General features: G+C 69.6%; 16 protein-coding genes. 9 read left to right on the top strand and 7 right to left on the bottom strand.

Translation table 11 applies throughout. From position 1 onward, the window contains the following. The first annotated feature begins 53 nt into the window (after positions 1–53). Entirely contained in the window at positions 54–1,493 is a 1,440-nt protein-coding gene (locus DJ74_RS17740; protein ID WP_094528145.1) for an FAD-dependent oxidoreductase, read from the top strand. Between the two features lie 45 nt (positions 1,494–1,538). Here DJ74_RS17740 and DJ74_RS17735 read toward each other — a convergent pair whose 3' ends face one another. Continuing rightward, positions 1,539–2,954: an HD domain-containing protein gene (locus tag DJ74_RS17735; protein WP_094528143.1), complete on the bottom strand. Its 1,416-nt coding sequence runs from the start codon at positions 2,952–2,954 to the stop codon at positions 1,539–1,541. A gap of 110 nt (positions 2,955–3,064) precedes the next feature. Between DJ74_RS17735 and DJ74_RS17730 the strand changes: the two genes are divergently transcribed. The 4 genes from DJ74_RS17730 (at position 3,065) to mtnP (ending at position 5,845) form a co-directional block, all read left to right on the top strand. Continuing rightward, entirely contained in the window at positions 3,065–3,274 is a 210-nt protein-coding gene (locus DJ74_RS17730) for a hypothetical protein (RefSeq protein ID WP_094525005.1), read from the top strand. Continuing rightward, on the top strand, positions 3,274–4,269 hold the full coding sequence (locus DJ74_RS17725) for a YeiH family protein (protein WP_094528141.1): 996 nt from the start codon (positions 3,274–3,276) through the stop codon (positions 4,267–4,269). The genes DJ74_RS17730 and DJ74_RS17725 overlap by 1 nt, the downstream gene beginning before the upstream one ends. A 161-nt stretch (positions 4,270–4,430) precedes the next feature. Then, positions 4,431–4,904, top strand: coding sequence for an SRPBCC family protein (locus tag DJ74_RS17720; protein ID WP_094528139.1), 474 nt, complete (start codon positions 4,431–4,433; stop codon positions 4,902–4,904). Between the two features lie 74 nt (positions 4,905–4,978). After that, positions 4,979–5,845, top strand: coding sequence for an S-methyl-5'-thioadenosine phosphorylase (gene mtnP, locus DJ74_RS17715; RefSeq protein WP_094528137.1), 867 nt, complete (start codon positions 4,979–4,981; stop codon positions 5,843–5,845). Between the two features lie 307 nt (positions 5,846–6,152). On the opposite strand, the gene DJ74_RS17710 is transcribed toward mtnP, so the two are convergent. From DJ74_RS17710 to DJ74_RS17700, 3 genes are read right to left on the bottom strand one after another with little or no spacing between them, the layout of a single operon-like run. Continuing rightward, positions 6,153–7,160, bottom strand: a complete 1,008-nt coding sequence (locus tag DJ74_RS17710) for a ScpA family protein (RefSeq protein ID WP_094528135.1) — start codon at positions 7,158–7,160, stop codon at positions 6,153–6,155. Continuing rightward, on the bottom strand, positions 7,153–10,740 hold the full coding sequence (smc, locus tag DJ74_RS17705; protein ID WP_094528133.1) for a chromosome segregation protein SMC: 3,588 nt from the start codon (positions 10,738–10,740) through the stop codon (positions 7,153–7,155). Before smc ends, DJ74_RS17710 begins: the two co-directional genes overlap by 8 nt. A gap of 24 nt (positions 10,741–10,764) precedes the next feature. After that, positions 10,765–11,166, bottom strand: coding sequence for a hypothetical protein (locus DJ74_RS17700; protein ID WP_094524855.1), 402 nt, complete (start codon positions 11,164–11,166; stop codon positions 10,765–10,767). Between the two features lie 180 nt (positions 11,167–11,346). On the opposite strand from DJ74_RS17700, the gene DJ74_RS17695 reads away from it, so the two are divergent. From DJ74_RS17695 to DJ74_RS17680, 4 genes are all read left to right on the top strand, one after another. After that, positions 11,347–11,940, top strand: coding sequence for a zinc ribbon domain-containing protein (locus DJ74_RS17695; RefSeq protein WP_094524856.1), 594 nt, complete (start codon positions 11,347–11,349; stop codon positions 11,938–11,940). Positions 11,941–12,154: 214 nt separating this feature from the next. Then, positions 12,155–12,334 carry a ribbon-helix-helix domain-containing protein gene (locus DJ74_RS17690; RefSeq protein ID WP_004595187.1) on the top strand — a complete coding sequence of 60 codons (180 nt, stop codon included), beginning with the start codon at positions 12,155–12,157 and terminating at the stop codon, positions 12,332–12,334. 4 nt (positions 12,335–12,338) lie between these two features. Further along, positions 12,339–13,553, top strand: coding sequence for a cell division protein FtsZ (gene ftsZ, locus DJ74_RS17685; protein WP_094528131.1), 1,215 nt, complete (start codon positions 12,339–12,341; stop codon positions 13,551–13,553). 229 nt (positions 13,554–13,782) lie between these two features. After that, a complete protein-coding gene (locus DJ74_RS17680; RefSeq protein WP_094528173.1) occupies positions 13,783–14,796 on the top strand; it encodes a zinc-binding alcohol dehydrogenase in 1,014 nt (337 codons plus the stop codon). A 12-nt stretch (positions 14,797–14,808) separates the two neighbouring features. Here DJ74_RS17680 and DJ74_RS17675 read toward each other — a convergent pair whose 3' ends face one another. The 3 genes from DJ74_RS17675 to DJ74_RS17665 all read right to left on the bottom strand — a co-directional run. Next, positions 14,809–15,579, bottom strand: a complete 771-nt coding sequence (locus DJ74_RS17675; protein WP_094528130.1) for a CDP-alcohol phosphatidyltransferase family protein — start codon at positions 15,577–15,579, stop codon at positions 14,809–14,811. A gap of 173 nt (positions 15,580–15,752) precedes the next feature. After that, positions 15,753–16,139, bottom strand: coding sequence for a hypothetical protein (locus DJ74_RS17670; RefSeq protein WP_094524859.1), 387 nt, complete (start codon positions 16,137–16,139; stop codon positions 15,753–15,755). 69 nt (positions 16,140–16,208) lie between these two features. Continuing rightward, positions 16,209–17,440: aldo/keto reductase (locus DJ74_RS17665; protein WP_141212756.1), on the bottom strand; the 1,232-nt coding region annotated here is incomplete at its 5' end.

Below are 17,440 nucleotides of genomic sequence, written 5' to 3'. Positions count from 1 at the left end.
TAGCAAGACCGTTAACGGACGAGTCCGTCTCGCGGAGTGAGCTTTCATCACGCATGTCCGAACACACTGACCTGGTCATCGTCGGCGGCGGTATCAGCGGGGCGTCGCTCTTATACGCGGTCGCGAAGTTCACCGACGTCGACGACGTCACGCTGGTCGAGAAGGAGCGGGAGATCGCGGCGGTGAACTCCCACCGCACGAACAACTCACAGACCCTCCACTTCGGGGACATCGAGACGAACTACACCTTAGAGAAGGCCGAAGAGGTCAAGGAGGGCGCGGAGCTGCTCGCCGGCTACCTCGAGGGGACCGACCCCGACCGCGAGATGCACAGCAAGCGGAGCAAGATGGTGCTCGGCGTCGGCGACGAGGAGGCCGAGAAGCTGGAGGAGCGCTACCACGAGAACGGGTTCGGCGACCTCTTCCCGAAGCTCCGCGAGATCGGCCGCGAGGAGATCGCGGAGCTGGAGCCGAAGGTCGTCGAGGGCCGCGACCCGGACACCCGGCTCACGGCGCTCCAGACCCCCGACGGCTACGTCGTCGACTACGGCGCGGTCGCGAAGTCGTTCGTCGAGGACGCCCGCGCAGAGGACGGCGTCTCCGTCCACCTCGGCACCGCGGTCGAGAGCGTCGACGAGGGCCGCGACGGGTTCGCCGTCGAGACCGGCGACGGCGACTTCGAGGCCGACGCGGTCGTCGTCGCCGCCGGCTCCCACAGCCTCCAGTTCGCCAAGGAGATGGGATACGGCGAGGACATGTCCCTGCTGCCGGTCGCGGGGAGCTTCTTCCTCGCCGACGACCTGTTGAACGGGAAGGTGTACACGCTCCAGATGAAGAAGCTCCCGTTCGCGGCGGTCCACGGCGACGCCGACGTCCACGACGACGGCGTCACTCGGTTCGGCCCGACGGCGAAGCTCGTCCCCGCGCTCGAGCGCGGCGAGCTCTCCACCGTGAGCGACTTCGCCGACGTGTTCGGCTTCTCGCCCGCGTCGGTCCTGAGCTACGTCGACATCCTCTCGGACCGCATCCTGTTCCCCTACGTCGTGCGCAACCTCGTGTACGACATCCCCGAGATCGGCAAGCGCGCGTTCCTGCCGGACGTTCAGAAGGTCGTGCCGAGCGTCGACGCCGACGACATCGAGCGCGCGAAGGGGTACGGCGGCGTGCGCCCCCAGATCGTCGACACGGAGAACAGAGAGCTCGACATGGGCGAGGCGAAGATCACCGGCGACGGCGTCCTGTTCAACATCACCCCCTCGCCCGGCGCCTCGACCGCGCTGAAGAACGCGATGACCGACGTGCAGACGGTCCTCGACTTCTTCGACGCCGACCACGAGTTCGACGAGGCGGCGTTCCGCGAGGCGACGATCGAGCACTTCCCGCGCGTCGACGACGAGGACGCAGAGGCCGACGACGCCGCGGAGGCCGAGGGCGACGACGCTCCCGAGGACGACGACGCCGACGACCGCGTCCCCGCCGAAGCCGACGACTGACGCGAGCACCGACGAGTTCCGCCCCGGACCCCCTCGTCGCTCCGGCTACGCGTGCTTCCGCTCCTCGACCTCCCGCTCGAACGCCTCCCTGAGCACGCGGATCGCCCGCCGCTTCGTCCCGTCGGGGACGAACACGAAGGGGATGGGCACGTCGAACGCGCGGTCGCCGTACAGCCCCCAGTCGCCGACCGACCGGGTCGTTCCACCGTAGGCGATGGGGATGTCCTCCAGCTCGTCGGGGTCGTACGCGGGCACGTACGAGCGGTCGATCCACACCTCGTGGACCGGGACGTCGAGCGCGTCGGCGAGGAGCCGCTCCAGCCGGTCGTCGCCCTCGGTGAGCCACGCCGTGAACTCGTCGAGACCGGCGCCGGCCTCACCCGTGAGGTCCCCGCCGATCCGGTCGGCGAGTGCGATCCGGTGTTTCCAACACGTGGCCGGGAAGCGCCGCCCGCGGAACCGGTCGTACATCGACGCGAGCGTCGAATCGGGGTGTTCGCGGGCGGCGGTCCGAAGGCGTTCGAGCACGGCGTTGTCGTCCAACTCCCGCGAGAGGACCCCGTCGACGGTCACCGGGCTCTCGCCGGTCACGCGCTCGTACTCGCCGAGCAGCTCCTGGAGGAGCCGGTTCGCGTAGACGGCCTTGTGATGCTGTGTGACCCACATGTACAGCGCGATCCGGCCCTCGAGGTAGTTACCGATCGTCGAGAGCGCCTTCTCGGTGAGCGCGAGCCCCTCCTCGGGGTGGGCCGTGTAGGCGTCGACCATCCGGTCGACATCGAAGCTCAACACGCCCGCGCCGGTCATGCGGTTGTCGCGGGTGATGTAGTCGAGCCGGTCGACGTCGATGGGGGAGTGCAGCAGCTGCGCGCCGACCCCGTACTGCCAGGGCGCGCCGCGCTCGTACGCGAGGCTGTAGCCGAGGACGTACGCGCACACCTCGACGGGGTCGACGTCGAACGAGCGCAGGGCGTCCCCGTACTCCTCGATTATGAGGACGCAGCCGAGCAGCTCGTGCGGGCTCGCCGACCGGAGCGGCGCGCCGCCGACGCCGGCCCGGTCGAAGGCGTCCACCAGCCCGGCGGCGTCGACTCGCTCGCGGAGGACGCCCTCGTCGAGGAACCCCTCCGAGAGGTGCGAGAAGGGCGGATGGCCGACGTCGTGGAGCAGGCAGGCGCACTCCAGCGTGCGTTGGATCTCCTCCAGCTCGTCGGTCGTCGCGCCCTGCGCGAAGTACGACTGCCTGCGGAGGTTCTCGAACACGGTGCGGCCGAGGTGGTAGACGCCGAGCGAGTGCTCGAACCGCGTGTGGTTCGCTCCGGGGTAGACGAGGTGCGTCGCCGAGAGCTGGCGGACGTACCGCAGCCGCTGGAACGGCCGGGTGTCGAGGACGCCGTCGACGAGCGCGTCCGGCAGCTCAACGTAGCCGTGCACCGGGTCCTTGATCTGCGTGGTCGACATCCGAGCGTCCGTGAAACGACCGCCCGGAACCTGCCTCTTTCGGTTCCGGGTCGAGCGCGTGCCCTGCCCGAGTCCGTTCTTATAAATACCGAGCGCGCCGACCCGCGGGCATGGCACGGGACGCCGCCGACGGACCGCGGACCGCCGGCGATAGCACGGGCGACGCCGGGAACGGAGCGGCCGACGCCGACGGCGCTCCCGGAACCGGATCGCCGATCGTCGACCGGTGGGTCGCGCTCGACCGGGGGTGGCAGGCGCTCGCGCTCGGGCTGGGGATCGTCGCCGCTCACGTCGCGGGACAGGCCGCGGGCGTCTTCTGATGCGCGTCGTCGACGCCGCTCGGCCGTTCGTCCCCGGTCTCGCGCTGCTGGCCGCCGGAGCGCTCCTCGCGCACCTCATCGCCGGCGCGGTCGACGGGCTCCAGCCGCTCGTCGTCGCGGTCGCGCTCGGCGCGCTCATCGGCAACGCGGTCGGGACGCCCGACCTCGCGAAACCGGGCGTCGGCGTCGACAAGCTGTTCTTGGAGACCGGGATCGTCCTGCTCGGCGCCGCGGTCGTCGTCGAGGAGTTCCTCGCCGCGGGACCGACCGTGCTCGGCCTGGTCGTCGTCGCGGTCGGCGGCGGGCTCCTCCTCGCCGAGCTGATCGCACGCGTGCTCTTCCGACTCGACGGGACCACGCCCTCGCTGCTGGCGGCGGGCGCGAGCATCTGCGGGGTCTCCGCGGTCGTCGCGATCGGGCGCGTGCTCGACGCGCGCGGCACCGCCATCACGTTCGCGGCGGCGACCGTGCTCCTCTTCGACGCCGTCACGCTCGTCGCGTTCCCGATCGCCGGCGAGTGGCTCGGGCTCACCGGCCGCCAGTTCGGCGTCTGGGCCGGCGTGAGCATGTTCTCGACCGGCCCCGTCGCGGCTGCGGGGTTCGCCCACTCGCCGGAGGCGGGCCAGTGGGCGACCGTGACGAAGCTCGCGCGCAACTCCCTGTTGGGGGGCGTCGCCGTCGCCTACTCGCTGGCGTACACGGCGCGGTCGGCGACCGACCCGGGCGTCCGACGGCTGTGGGCGGAGTTCCCGAAGTTCCTCCTCGGCTTCCTCGCGGTCGCCGCGATCGCGAACAGCGGGCTCCTCTCGCCGGCCGTGCTGGAGTCGATCGGGCGCGTGTCGGACGCGCTGTTCACGCTGGCGTTCGTCGGCCTCGGGCTCTCGATCCGGCTCCGCGAGATGCGCGAGGTCGGCGGCGCCGCCGTCGGCGCCGTCCTCGTCCACCTGCTCGTCGTGAGCGCGCTCGCGCTGGCGGCGGTGCGGTGGCTGCTTTGAGCTTCGTCTCGGGCGTTCTCAGCGAGCAGACGGTCTCTAAGTGGTGAACGCCTATTTAATATCTCAGCGCCCCTATATAAGGGAGTCAACCGAGGCGACCGCTCCGAGACCCGTTCCGGCGGCGTACCGCACCGTTCGGTTCGACGACCGAGTTGAGTAATATGACAACATTCGAGTACGAGATCGAGATCGCAGCGCCCGTCGAACGCGTCTTCGCGTTCAACAGCGCCCCCGAGAACTGGCCGCGAACGATGGCCGGCCTGCGCGATTTCGAGGTGCTGAGCGAGACCGAGACCGGCGCTGAGATGCGCACGACGTACAAGCTGCTCGGGATCGCGACGGAGATGGAGATGGAGCTAACCGTCGTCGAGCCGAACGCGGAGATCGCGGTCGCGATCGACAGCGACGGGATGCGCGGCGAAACGCGCAACCGCTACGTCGCGAGCGGCGACGGGACCCGGATCCTCCATCGGACGGAGTACGAGATGGGCGACTCGCTGCGTGACCGCCTCTTGGAGCCGGTCGCGAGGCGGTACAACGAACGCCAGCTCAGGGCCCACCTGGAGAACACGCGGGACCTCATCGAGGCCGAGATTGAGTCCGAGATCGAAGCGGAGACGGCGACGCCGGCCTGAGTCGGTTCGCTCTCGGCGACGCCCCCGTCGACCGCGTTCACTTCCTATAAGTAGCGAGCGGCCGGACTCCGGGTATGAGCACCATCGGGTTCATCGGCGGCAGCGGCATCTACGAGGCGCTGCCCCTGAACGACGTGCGCGAGGTGGAGTACGACACCCCCTACGGCGAGCCGAGCGACGCGATCACGATCGGCGAGTTCGCCGACACGGGCACGGAGGTCGCCTTCCTCCCCCGGCACGGCTCCGAGCACGGCGTCTCGCCCACAGACCTCCCGTACCGCGCGAACATGTACGCGCTGAAGCAGGCCGGCGTCACCCACGTCTTTGCGTCGAACGCGGTGGGGAGCCTCAAGGAGGAGCTGGAGCCCGGCACCCTCGTCGTCCCCGACCAGATCTACGACCGGACCAAGCGCCGCGACCTCTCCTTCTACGGCGACGGCGTCGTCGTCCACCAGCCGTTCGCGGACCCGTACAGCCCGGAGCTGGTCGACCACCTCACCGCGGCCGCCGAGTCCGCCGCGCCCGCCGGCACCGACGTCGTGAAGGGCGGCACCTACGTCTGCATTGAGGGCCCGCAGTACTCCACGCGCGCGGAGTCGGAGTTCTACAAGTCGCAGGGATGGGATCTCGTCGGCATGACGGCGATCCCGGAGGCGAAACTCGCCCGCGAGGCCGAGATCGCCTACGCGACGATCGCCGGCGTCACCGACTACGACGTCTGGAAGGAGGACAGCGAGGTGACGCTCGAAGAGGTCCTCGAGAACGCCGAGCAGAACCAGGAGGCGATCAAGGCCGCCGTCGAGGAGGCCGTTCGGACGCTCCCGGACGACCTGGAGTGCGACGCTCACACCTCCCTCGAAGGCACCGTCAACACGCCGACCGAGGCGATCCCCGAGGAAACGCAGGAGCGCGTCGAGCCGCTGCTCGGCGACTACTTATAAATCGCTAACTCCGGATCGACGGAGAACACCGCTAAAGCCCCAGTCGCGAGGGGGACGCACGCTCCCTGCGGTCCTTACGTCGCCTGCGTCCACCTCGCGACTTGCCCCTTTGAATCCCGCCCCGCAACTGCAGCCTCACGCCTCCCCAGCCTCGTCGCTGGCACCCTCCGCTTCGCTTCGGGAGCCAGCGACTCCCTCGCGCGTGCTGACTCGCGCCCAAGGGGCGCTCGCAGGCACGCGCCACCGCTTCATCTGATTATAAATGATCACCACAGAATCCAGAATCGGCACCGCTCTCGAAAACGTACTAGTCCGCGATCGCTTCCGACTCCCCGGTCATCGCCGCGGGGTCTTTCACCCACAGGTCGCCGAACAGGTCGTCCTGCTGGAGGCGGACCGACCCGCGGTGGGCCATGAACAGCAGCGCGAGGTACGTCATGAAGGGGCGTCCGCCCGCGCTCTCGATCTCCCCGAACAGCACCTCCGTGCGCCCGCGGTCGAAGTGGGTCCGGAGGGCGTTGTCGATCTCCACTATCACCTCCTCGATATCCTCGTCGTGGGTGCGGTCGGTCGCCTCGCCCGCGGTCGGCTCCCCGTCGCGCCGGAACTCGTCGCCCGTGTGGTAGTCGAGCGTCTGCGTGCCGCGGTCGTACCCGTGCGGCGACTCAGAGGTGTCGTACTCGCGGGAGTCCTTCCACCACGATCCGCGCTCGGCCTCGCGGAGCTCCCGGACCAGTTCGTCGAGCGTCTCCGGCGATCCCCGGGTGCTCTTCCGGTCGAGGCGTCGGTCCATCTCCGCCTCCAGCTCGCTGACCGGATCGAAGTCGTCGGCGGCGGGGTCCGGCGCGCCGCCCTCCATCGCGACCTCCCACGGCTCCGGCTCGGGCTCCTCGTCCTCGTCGTCGTCGGCCAGCATGCCGTCGCTCTTCATCCGCAACAGGACGCTGGCGTAGAACAGCGCCCGCCCCGTCGTCCGGAGGTCCGTCTCGTCGAGCCGCTCTAAGAAGGCGTCCGTCACCTGCACGATGTCGATGTCCCACGGCTCGATCTCGCCCTCCTCGGCGAGCTGGACGAGGAGCTCGACGGGCTCGACTTTCCCGTCCTCGCCGGGGTCCCCGGACTCCCCGCCGTCCGCCTCGTCGCCGGCGGCACCGTCCCTCGACTCGCCGTCGCCCGTCGCGGCCCCGTCTCCTCCGGGCGTCTCCGGCATCGCTCCGTCTCGCGCCGAGCCGTCCCGCTCGCTCGTCAGGTCCAGGTCCGGGACGTGGTCGCCGGATCCGCCGCCCGCGCCCGCCGACTCCGGCGGCTCAGTCATCCGCGGTCACCTCCCCGTCGCCGTCGCGATCGTCGCCGAACTGCATCCCGGTGACCGCAGAGAGGTTGTCGCCCTGCATCGTGACGCCGATGGCGCGGTCGGAGCGCTCCAACAGCGCCGAGCGGTGGCCGACCACGACGAACTGCGCGTCCGCGGCCAGCTCCTCGATCATCTCGCCGACGCGCTCGGCGTTGACCGCGTCGAGGAACGCGTCGATCTCGTCGAGCGCGTAGAACGGCGCCGGGTTGTGCCGCTGAATGGCGAAGATGAACGAGAGGGCGGTCAGCGACTTCTCGCCGCCGCTCATCGCGTCGAGCCGCTGGACCGGCTTGTCCGCGGGCTGCGCCTTCATCGTCAGCCCCTCCTCGAAGGGGTCTTCGGGGTTCTCCAAGAGGAGCTCGCCGCTGCCGGCCGAGAGGCGCGCGAAGATCTCCTCGAAGTGGTCGTTGATCGACTCGAACGTCTGCATGAACGTCTCCTTCTTCGCCGCCTCGTACCCCTCGATGCGCTCCTCGATCGCGTCGCGCTCCTCGACGAGCACGTCCCGGCGCTCCTGGAGCTGGTCGAGCGCCTCCTGCACCTCGTCGTACTCGTCGATCGCGAGCATGTTGACGGGCTCTAACGCCTCCATCTCGGCCTCCAGCTCCTCGATCCGCGACTCGACCTCGCCGAGGTCGGGGATCTCGCCGGCGTCGTACTCGCCGACCTGCGACTCCAGCTCGTCGATCTCCCACTCCAGTCGGTCCCGGCGGTCCGTCAGATCGTCCAGGTCGGACTCCGCCTCCGAGACGAGCGCGCGCTGTTCGTCTCGCTCGCGGGTCGCCGCCTTGATCTCCTCGCGGAGGTCCTCGCGGTCGGCCTTCAGCTCCGTGAGCTCCGATTCGAGGTCGGCGATCGCCTCCTTCTTCTCCGCGAGGTCGGCCTCCCGCTCCTCGATCGCGGCCTCGTGCTCGGCGACCCGCTCTTCGGCCTCGGCCTTCCGATTCTGTGCCTCCTCGACGGTGTCGTGGAGCTCGTCGACGGCGTCCTCGGCGTACCCCTTCTCCAGCTCCAGCTCGTTCTGCCGCCCGTCGAGCGAGCTCATCCGGTCCTCCAGGTCGGATATCTCGGCGCGGATCTCGTCGGCGCGCTCGGAGAGCTCCGGGATCTTCGAGTCGGCGAGCTCCGCCTCGATCTCCTCGATCTCGGACGCTAACTCCGCTATCTCCGTATCGAGCTCGTCGAGCTCCGCGTCGAGCTCGCTCATCTCCGCGTCGACCGACTCGCGTTCGGCCTCCAGCTCCTCGAGCTCGGTCTCCACCTCGTCGATGCGCTCCTCGGCGTCCGCCAGCTCGTCCTCGGCGCGCTCGACGTCGGCCTCAAGCGACCGGACGCGCTCGGCGGCGTCGGCCTTCCGGTCGCGCGCGTCGTCGACGTCGCCCTCGAGGTCGTCGATCTCCGACTGCAGCGACTGCCGCTCGTCCTCCAGCTCCGCTATCTCCGTCGCGAGCCGTTCGAGCTTCCCGCCGCCGGACTTCGTGAACGCGTACCGCGAGCCGCCGCCGGAGCCGCCCGTCATCGCGCCGGACTTCTCGACGAGGTCGCCGTCGAGCGTGACCATCCGGTAGTCGCCCATCAGCTCGCGGGCGGTGGCCATGTCCTCCACGACGAGCGTCGAGCCGAGCACGTACGAGAAGATCGAGGCGTACCTGCCGTCGTAGTCGACGAGGTTCCGCGCGAAGTCGACGACGCCCGGCAGCGAGGGCTTCCGCGGGAGGCTCCGGTCGTCCATCTCCGTGATGGGGAGGAACGTCGCCCGGCCCGCGTTCCGCCGCTTGAGGTAGTCGATACACGTCGACCCGACGCCGTCGTCGTCGACGACGACGTTCGCGAGCCGCCCCCCGGCGGCCGTCTCGCACGCCTCCGCGTACTCGGCCTCGACCGAGCCAAGCTCGCCGACCGCGCCGTGGACCCCGTCGATGCCGCCGTTCTTCACTTCGGTCACCGCCCGCGGCCACGAGGTATCGCCGCGCTCGTCGGCGGCCGCCTCCAGCTTCGCGTACTCGTTCTGCTTCTCCCGGAGGTCCGCTTCGACCGCCTCCAGGTCCTCGCTCCGTTCGGCCTTCTCCGAGAAGAGGTCCGCGACGACCTCCTCGATCTTCTCCTCGTTCTTCTCGGCCTTGTCGAGCTCGCTGCGGAGTTCGGATATCCGCGCCTTGTGCTCCGGTATCGACTCGCGGGCCTCCTCCAGGTCGGTCCGCGCCTCGCTCACCGCGTTCGAGCGCCGGCGCGCCTCGTCGAGCAGGCGGTCCTTCTCGCGCTGCGTCTCGTTTCTCGCCTCGCGAAGCGACTCGATCTCCTCTTTCTTGTCGGCGAGCTCGGCTTTGAGTTCGTCGAACTCGGTGTCGGCGCCCTCTATCTCGGCCTCGACGTCGGCGAGATCGGACCGCTTCGTCGCGATCTCGGACTTGACCGAGGCCTTCTCGACTTTCGCCTCGCGGATCTCGCCTTCGAGGTCCGCTATCGTCTCCTCCTTCCGGTCGATCTGGACGAAGGCGTCGCGCCGCTCCGTCTCGGCCTCCGCGGCGCGCTCCTCGGCCGCCTCGATCTTGTCATCGAGCCGGGAGATCTCGCCTTTGACCTCCTCGATCTCCGAGCGGATCCGGATCTGCTCGTCCTCGCCTTTCGTCTCGATCTCGTGGTTGAGGTCGGCCAGGTCCTCCTCGAGGCGGGTGAGCTTCCCCTGTCTCGCGTCGAGCTCCGCGCGGAGCTCTTCGAGCTCGGCCTCCGCGTCGTCGATGTCGTCCTCGACGTCGCCGAGGGCCTCCCGCTTCTCCTCCAGCTCGGAGGCCTTGAGGAAGCCGCGGTACTCCTCCAGCTCGTCCCGATACTCCTGATACTGGAGGGCGGTCTCGCGCTCGTCGGACAGCCGGTCGAGCCGGTCCTGCTTCTCGCCGATGCGGAGGTCCGCCTCGCCGATCCGGTCTTCGACCGTGTCCAGCTCCTCGTAGGCGGCCTCCTTCTTCTCGTCGAACTCGGCGACGCCCGCGATCTCGTCGACGATCCCCCGCCGCTGGTAGGGGGTCATGTTGATGATCTCGGTGACGTCGCCCTGCATCACGACGTTGTACCCCTCGGGCGTCACGCCGGCGGCCGCGAGCAGGTCCTGCACGTCGGAGAGGTTCACCGAGCGTCCGTTGAGGTAGTAGTACGAGTAGTAGTTGTCCTCGGTCTCCTTGACGCGGCGCTTGATCGTGATCTCGGAGACGTCGCCCACGTTCTCCGTGCCGGCCGCGGAGACGACCTGCGACCGGTCTAAGGCCCCGTCCTCGTTCGAGAGCACGACGGTCACCGACGCCTCGTTCGGGCCCCCGGTCCCGTCGCCGTCGTCGTGACCGGGGTTGTAGATCAGGTCGGTGAGCTTCTTCGCTCTGATCCCGCGGGTGCGCGCCAATCCGAGCGCGAAGAGGACTCCGTCGATGATGTTCGACTTCCCGGAGCCGTTCGGTCCCGTGACGACCGTGAAATCGTCGTAAAAGGGGATCCTCGTCGTCCGCCCGAAGCTCTTGAATCCGTCCAAAACGACTTCCGTAATGTGCATGTGACGCGGGAGTGCGAGGTCGGATTACGCGACGATGATGTCGCTGTCCGACTCCTCGTCGTCGCTCTCTCCCTCCGCCCCGCCGGCCTCGGCGTCCGGCGTCGTCGCCTCCTGCTCGGGGACGACCATGTCGTCGTCGCCCTCGCCGCCGGTCGACGCGCTCCCGTCGTCGGTCCGCTCGACGACCTCGACGTGGTCGTCGGAGTGGGTCCGCGTCTCGCCGCCGGCGGACTCTGTCGATTCCTCGGCCGGTTCGGCCGTCTCCCGCGCCTCCTCGGTCGCGGCGTCCGCCCGTACGGACACCTCTTGGGCGTCCTCGAGCTGTCGGACGCGTTCCTTCATTTCGACCAGCTCCTCGGTGAGCCCGTTGACCGCCGCTTGCAGCTCCGCGACCTGTCGTTCGAGGTCCTCGACGCGGTTACTCATATACACACGTATGCCCACGCGGGCCGTATAAATCTGCGTCAGACACACGTGTGACCATGTGACATGATTTTCGCCGACCGCGGCGGCTCGGCGCGCTCGTTTCCGGGGGCTGAAACGTCTCGCGGCTACCGTCCGATATCGGGGGGAAGATACTTGTAGTACGGTCGATATGGCGTCCGTATGAGTAAGATCACCTTCCGGGCCGACGACGACCTCGTCGAGCGGCTGGAAGCGTGTGACGCCTCCAAGAGCGAGGTGATGCGGGAGGCCCTCCGCACCCACCTCGACGACGCCGAGGAGGCGACTGCTCCCGACGCGGGTCCGACGGCCGAGGAGACGGTCGGCGCCGCGCTGGCAGACCGCGTCGACGACCTCATCGCGGAGCGGCTCGACGCCGCGTTGGACGACCGCCTCGGCGGACGGCGCGCTCCGTCCGACGCGACGTATGCGTCGGGGAACCCGGCCGAGGTCAACGTGAACGTCTCTCTCGACGCCCCTGACGCCGACGCCGCCGACACGCGTGTGACACGTGAGACGTCGGCGGACGCTGAGACGGAGACGCGTAAGACGCCGGCGAGCGCGAACGCTGGCGAAAACGCCTGCGGCGGCTGCGGAGAGAACGTCCCTGAAGAACACGTGTACTGTCCGAACTGCGGAGAAAAGCAGTCTCACCGGGCGTTCTGCGAGTGCGGCGACGAGCTGCGGACCGACTGGGCGTTCTGCCCCGGCTGCGGTCGGCGGACCCCCGCCGCAGACGTGTTAAATGATAGGTAACGCCTGACTCAGGCCGCCAGTCGGCCGAATTCGTCTCTTCGGGTGGTTGTCTTACACTCGGCGATAGCTTTATATTGGTAGACTCGGTGAATTGAACTGCGTAAGACGGTCGTCTTACAGCGGCCGTCCGCGGCGGGGATGATCCCGTCGACGGGCGATTCGTCGCTGTAAGACACACGCGTCGCGTGCTCGCCGTCTTACCGGGGGAATACCAATGGAGCGTGTGACACTACGAATCCCGAAACAGCAGATAGACGAGGTCGAACAGATGGTCGAAACGGGCGAGTTCCCGAACCGGAGCGAGGCGATCCGGTCGGCCGTTCGCGACATGTTGAACGAACAGGACGGCGAGCGCGACGAGCGCGGCCGCAACCGCAACTGGGCGAAGGTGTGAACTGATGCAAGATCTCGTTCAGGACGCCCTCGACAACGCGGAAGCGGAGAAGCGCGACATGGACTCCGTCGATATGGACGACGACGAGTTCGGGGACCCCCGGATCGTCATCGTCGGTGCCGGCGGCGCCGGAAACAACACGATCAACCGGCTGTACAACATCGGCGTGGACGGCGCCGACACCGTCGCGATCAACACGGACAAACAGCACCTCAAGATGGTCGAGGCCGACACCAAGATCCTCGTGGGCAAGTCGCTCACGCAGGGGCTCGGCGCCGGCGGCGACCCCAAGATGGGCGAGCGCGCCACCGAGATGGCCCAGGGGACGATCAAGGAGGTGCTCGGCGACGCCGACCTCGTCTTCGTCACGGCCGGAATGGGCGGCGGCACCGGCACCGGCGCGGCGCCGGTCGTCTCGAAGATCGCCAAAGAGCAGGGCGCCATCGTCGTCGGAATGGTCTCGACGCCGTTCAACGTCGAGCGCGCCCGCACCGTGAAGGCCGAGGAGGGCTTAGAGACCCTCCGCAACGAGGCCGACTCGATCATCGTCCTCGACAACAACCGGCTGCTCGACTACGTGCCGAACCTGCCGATCGGGAAGGCGTTCTCCGTGATGGACCAGATCATCGCGGAGACGGTGAAGGGGATCTCCGAGACGATCACCCAGCCGAGCCTCATCAACCTGGACTACGCCGACATGTCCACCATCATGAACCAGGGCGGCGTGGCCGTCATGCTCGTCGGCGAGACCCAGGACAAGAACAAGACCCAGGAAGTGGTCAACGACGCGATGAACCACCCGCTCCTGGACGTCGACTACCGCGGCGCCTCCGGCGGGCTCGTCCACATCACGGGCGGTCCGGACCTCACGCTGAAGGAGGCCGAGGGGATCGCGAACAACATCACCGAGCGGCTGGAGGCGAACGCCAACGTGATCTGGGGCGCCCGAATTCAGGACGAGTACAAGGGGAAGGTCCGCGTCATGGCGATCATGACGGGCGTCCAGAGCGCGCAGGTGCTCGGCCCGTCGACCCAGAAGCAGGCCGACAAGTCCCGCGCCGCGGCCGGAGCCGAGGACCTCGGCGACTCGCGCTCGCGCGCCGCCGAGGCGAACGGCACGGCCGGCGCGACGGCCTCCGGCGGCGCCGACCGGGGCTGGGAGTCCGACGGCGGCACCGAGCAGACCGAGCGGAACAACGGCCTCGACGTCATCCGCTAGGCGTCGCTGACGGACCGCCGCCGTCGCAGTCGTTCGCTTTCCGATCGACCGTCTCTCTTTCGCGCCGTCGACGCCGATCCGCTCGCTTACCTCCGGGTCTGACCCGTCGGACGGCGCGAGGACTTAACATCGCACAGTGCGTGGGGATCCACGTGTTACGCCACCAGCCGAGCCGAAGCCCGTGGCCTCGCTCGGGCGTCGCCCGCGACCGGACCGGGTCCGCGACCCGATGACCGACGCCGCGCTCTACTTCACGGCCCCGGAGACCGTCGAGGTGCGCGAGGCGACGGTCGGACCGCCGGCGGACGACGAGCTGCTCGTCGAGACCCGCGCGTCGGCGATCAGCGCCGGGACGGAGCTGCTCGTGTACCGCGACCAGACGCCGGCGGATCTCCCGGCGGACGAGGCGCTCGACGCGCTCGACGGCGACCTCTCGTACCCGCTCCGGTACGGCTACGCCGCGAGCGGCGTCGTCCGCGAGGTCGGCGCCGAGGTCGACTCGGAGTGGGTCGGCCGGTCGGTGTTCGCGTTCGTCCCCCACCAGACGCGCTTCCGCGCGACCCCCGACTCGGTCGTCGCGCTCCCGCCGGAGACGACGCCGGCCGCCGGCTCGCTCCTCCCTTCCGTGGAGACCGCGACGAACATCGTCCTCGACGCCGCCCCCCGTCTCGGAGAGCGGGTCGTGGTGTTCGGCGCCGGGGTGATCGGACTCTGCGTCGTCCGCCTGCTGGCCGACTTTCCGCTGGAGTCGCTCGTCGTGGTCGACCCGATCGAGCGCCGCCGAACGCTCGCCGCTGCGTTCGGCGCCGACCGGACGACGACGCCGGCCGAACTCGGCGCCGTCGACCTCGCCGGGGACTCCGCCATCGGGGGCGCGGACCTCGCGGTCGAGCTGTCCGGCCAGCCGAGCGCGCTCGACGACGCGATCGGGGTCGTCGGCTACGACGCGCGGATCGTCGTCGGCTCGTGGTACGGGACCAAGCGCGAGCCGATCGACCTCGGCGGGCGGTTCCACCGGGACCGCATCGACATCGTCTCCAGTCAGGTGTCGACGATCAGCCCGGAGCTGCGCGGGCGGTGGGACCGCGACCGCCGCATGGAGGCGGCGCTCGACCGGATCGACGCGATCCCCGCCGCCGAGCTCATCACCCACCGGATCCCCTTCGAGCGCGCGCCGGAAGCGTACGAACTGCTCGACTCGGAACCCGACGCGGCGGTCCAAGTCATCCTGGAGTACTCGTGACCGTCTGCTTTCTCACCGGCGAGACGGGAGTCGACCGCTGACGGCGAGGTAGTCGCGCGCGAACACCGCCAGCGACGGCGCGAGGACGATTGGCGCGAGGGTCCGAACGACGTCGGTCGGCACCGGCGGGACGAGCGCGACCGTCACGAAGACCATCTGGACGCCCGCGAGGTACTTGCCGAGGTCGCTGTCGGGCAGGTCGCCGACGGGGAGCCCGCGGACGCGCCGCAGCCACACGGCCCCGCGGAAGACGTAGCGCGCGGCGGAGATCGAGAGGTACCAGATCGGGAGTAGCTCCCACAACACCGCCACGAGCGGCGCGGCGACGAATCCGAAGGTGTCGAACGCCATGTCGAGCCGGCGGCCGACCTCGGTCTCCCGCCCGACCGTTCGAGCGACGCTCCCGTCGAGGTTGTCGAGGGCGACGCCGGTCCCGTAACACAGCGCCGGCACCCACGCGAGCGCCGTCTCCGGCGGCGCGACGACGAATCCGGCGACGACCGCGTACAGCGCCCCGCGAACGAGCGTGACCGCGTTCGCCAGTCCGAACAGCTGTCGCCAGAAGCCGCCGGTCAGCCCCTCCGGATCGAGCCCGTACCCGACGTACCAGAGCTGTCCGGCCCAACAGAGGCCGGCGACGACGGCGGGCGAGAGTCCCCAGCGGCCCATCGCGTCCGCGGGGAACAGCCGCAGGAGGAGCGCGGCGAGCGTGAGTGCGGCGAGGAGCGGGAGCCCGAAACCGATCCCGACGCGAACGGAGCGTCGACGGCGGATCTCGGCCATCTACACGCCACCTCCGGTCGCGACCGGGCCCGCGAGGGGTCCGCCGCCCGGGGATACGTTTACGCGCCGAACGGTCGCGTTTACGCCCGCGTCGACGGCCGAGCCGTCGGGGAGCGCGTCGCTGATCGCGACGGCGTGCTCGCGTCGCCGTCGGCGCTCGCGGTCCGCCACGGCTACCGGCGCAGCAGGGCGACCAGAACGAGTATCAACACGACCTGCGCGACCTTGTCGACGCCGCCGAGCGTCCCGACGTCGGCCGGGAACGACTTCGTCCCGCCCGCGAAGTTGATGACGTACCATAAGACGATCTGGACGAGGGTGAAAGCGATCCCGACCGCGTACACCGTCCGTCGGCGGTAGTCGATCGCGAGGAGGGTGACGCCACCGACGAAGCCGAGCCCCGCGAGGACGAAGCTGATACCCATCGGCGAGGGGAACATCCTGACGCCGAGAAAGAGGTGGACGGCGGCGGAGACCAGCGCCGCGACGATACCCACCCAGTGGAGGCCGTTCAGCGAGCCGATGTCGACCGCGGGCCGCTGCGACTTGGTTGTTGCCATATTACACACATGGACTTCTGTCACATAGAAATACCGCCCGAGCGGACGAGGGCGATCGACTCCGGCGCCCTACCGCTCGAAGTCGGGGTCGCGCAGGGCGTCGATCCGCGCGAGCTCGTCGGCGGTCAGCCGCTCGCTCCCGGCGGCCAGGTTCGAGACGACGTGCGATTCCGTGGTGCTGGACGGAATCGGGACGACCCCTCGCGAGGCGTTCCACGCGACGACGACCGCGGCCGGCGAGAGACCCCGATCCGTGCCGATCGCGTCCAGCACGGGTTCGTCGAGGAGGCCGGGCGCCGACAGCGGCGAGTGCGCGACCACCCGAATTCCGCGCTCGTGACAGCAGTCGACGAGACCGGTCCGAGGGCGGTAGGGGTGTCGCTCCACCTGCACCAAGGCCGGGTCGACGTCGCCGGTCTCCAGCACCGTCTCCAGCTGCGCCCGCGAGACGTTACAGACCCCGAGCGTCCGGGCCCATCCCCTCTCGTAAACGGCCTCCAGGTTCTCCCACGCGGTCGCCAGCGACACGTCGTCGGTCGCGAGCTCGCCGTCCGCGTCCTCGGGAAAGGCGAGCGCCTCCTGTCGCTCGACCGGCTCCTCGGCGAGCCGGCTCAGCTCCCCCCGGTGTTCGAGCGCCGATGGCCAGTGGAGCGCGTAGCAGTCGAATGCGTCGATCCCGAGCTCCTCGCGGCTGCCCGCGCAGGCGGCGAGCAGGCGCTCCCGGCGGTGGTTGGTGCGCCACGCTTTCCCGAGCAGGAACACCCGCTCCCGGTCGGGCGCGCCCGGCGCGGCGAGCAGCTCCCCGATCCGGTGTTCGTTGCCGTACAGCTCGGCGGAGTCGAGGAGGCGGTAGCCGGCGTCGAGCGCGGTCGCGATCGAGTCGGCGCGCTCGACGTACTCCCCGTCGCGGTAGCGCGAGCAGCCGAAGCCGACCGGCGGGAGGCGGATCGCGGCGGCGCCCGGCGTCCCCTCGACCCCGGTGCCCGTATTACACCCGTCCGACGCCGGCCTGACGACCGGCGCCGGCGGCGGGTCGGCGGTCGCCCCGCAGTCGTCGACGGCGACCGGTCCGTCCCCCTCGGCGGCCGCCTCGATCGCGTTGCAGACGGCGACGACGTGGGCGCCCCGACGCCCGCCCGCCCGCGAGGGCGACCCCGCCTCGACCGTCGCGGCGAGGCGCTCGACGGCGTCGACGTACTCGTAGGGCTTCGCCGGAGACGTCGGCGGCGCGCTCACGTACTCCCGCCCGACGCGACCGAACCGGACGGCGTCTCGGTCGCCGTCCATCGCGCCCGTCCCCG

Origin of the sequence: Halorubrum sp. Ea8 (assembly GCF_002252925.1) — an archaeon.
GTDB lineage: Archaea > Halobacteriota > Halobacteria > Halobacteriales > Haloferacaceae > Halorubrum.
Note: the sequence above shows the minus strand (reverse complement) of the source record. Positions and strands in the feature narration are given on the sequence as shown.

Excerpts from the sequence above, each read along its gene's own strand:
- DJ74_RS17725 (WP_094528141.1), top strand. The coding sequence starts at position 3,274 with ATGCGCGTCGTCGACGCCGCTCGGCCGTTCGTCCCCGGTCTCGCGCTG.
- DJ74_RS17710 (WP_094528135.1), bottom strand. The coding sequence starts at position 7,160 with ATGACTGAGCCGCCGGAGTCGGCGGGCGCGGGCGGCGGATCCGGCGAC.
- ftsZ (WP_094528131.1), top strand. The coding sequence starts at position 12,339 with ATGCAAGATCTCGTTCAGGACGCCCTCGACAACGCGGAAGCGGAGAAG.
- DJ74_RS17720 (WP_094528139.1), top strand. The coding sequence starts at position 4,431 with ATGACAACATTCGAGTACGAGATCGAGATCGCAGCGCCCGTCGAACGC.
- DJ74_RS17730 (WP_094525005.1), top strand. The coding sequence starts at position 3,065 with ATGGCACGGGACGCCGCCGACGGACCGCGGACCGCCGGCGATAGCACG.
- DJ74_RS17735 (WP_094528143.1), bottom strand. The coding sequence starts at position 2,954 with ATGTCGACCACGCAGATCAAGGACCCGGTGCACGGCTACGTTGAGCTG.
- DJ74_RS17740 (WP_094528145.1), top strand. The coding sequence starts at position 54 with ATGTCCGAACACACTGACCTGGTCATCGTCGGCGGCGGTATCAGCGGG.
- DJ74_RS17680 (WP_094528173.1), top strand. The coding sequence starts at position 13,783 with ATGACCGACGCCGCGCTCTACTTCACGGCCCCGGAGACCGTCGAGGTG.
- DJ74_RS17690 (WP_004595187.1), top strand. The coding sequence starts at position 12,155 with ATGGAGCGTGTGACACTACGAATCCCGAAACAGCAGATAGACGAGGTC.
- mtnP (WP_094528137.1), top strand. The coding sequence starts at position 4,979 with ATGAGCACCATCGGGTTCATCGGCGGCAGCGGCATCTACGAGGCGCTG.
- DJ74_RS17695 (WP_094524856.1), top strand. The coding sequence starts at position 11,347 with ATGAGTAAGATCACCTTCCGGGCCGACGACGACCTCGTCGAGCGGCTG.
- smc (WP_094528133.1), bottom strand. The coding sequence starts at position 10,740 with ATGCACATTACGGAAGTCGTTTTGGACGGATTCAAGAGCTTCGGGCGG.
- DJ74_RS17700 (WP_094524855.1), bottom strand. The coding sequence starts at position 11,166 with ATGAGTAACCGCGTCGAGGACCTCGAACGACAGGTCGCGGAGCTGCAA.
- DJ74_RS17675 (WP_094528130.1), bottom strand. The coding sequence starts at position 15,579 with ATGGCCGAGATCCGCCGTCGACGCTCCGTTCGCGTCGGGATCGGTTTC.
- DJ74_RS17670 (WP_094524859.1), bottom strand. The coding sequence starts at position 16,139 with ATGGCAACAACCAAGTCGCAGCGGCCCGCGGTCGACATCGGCTCGCTG.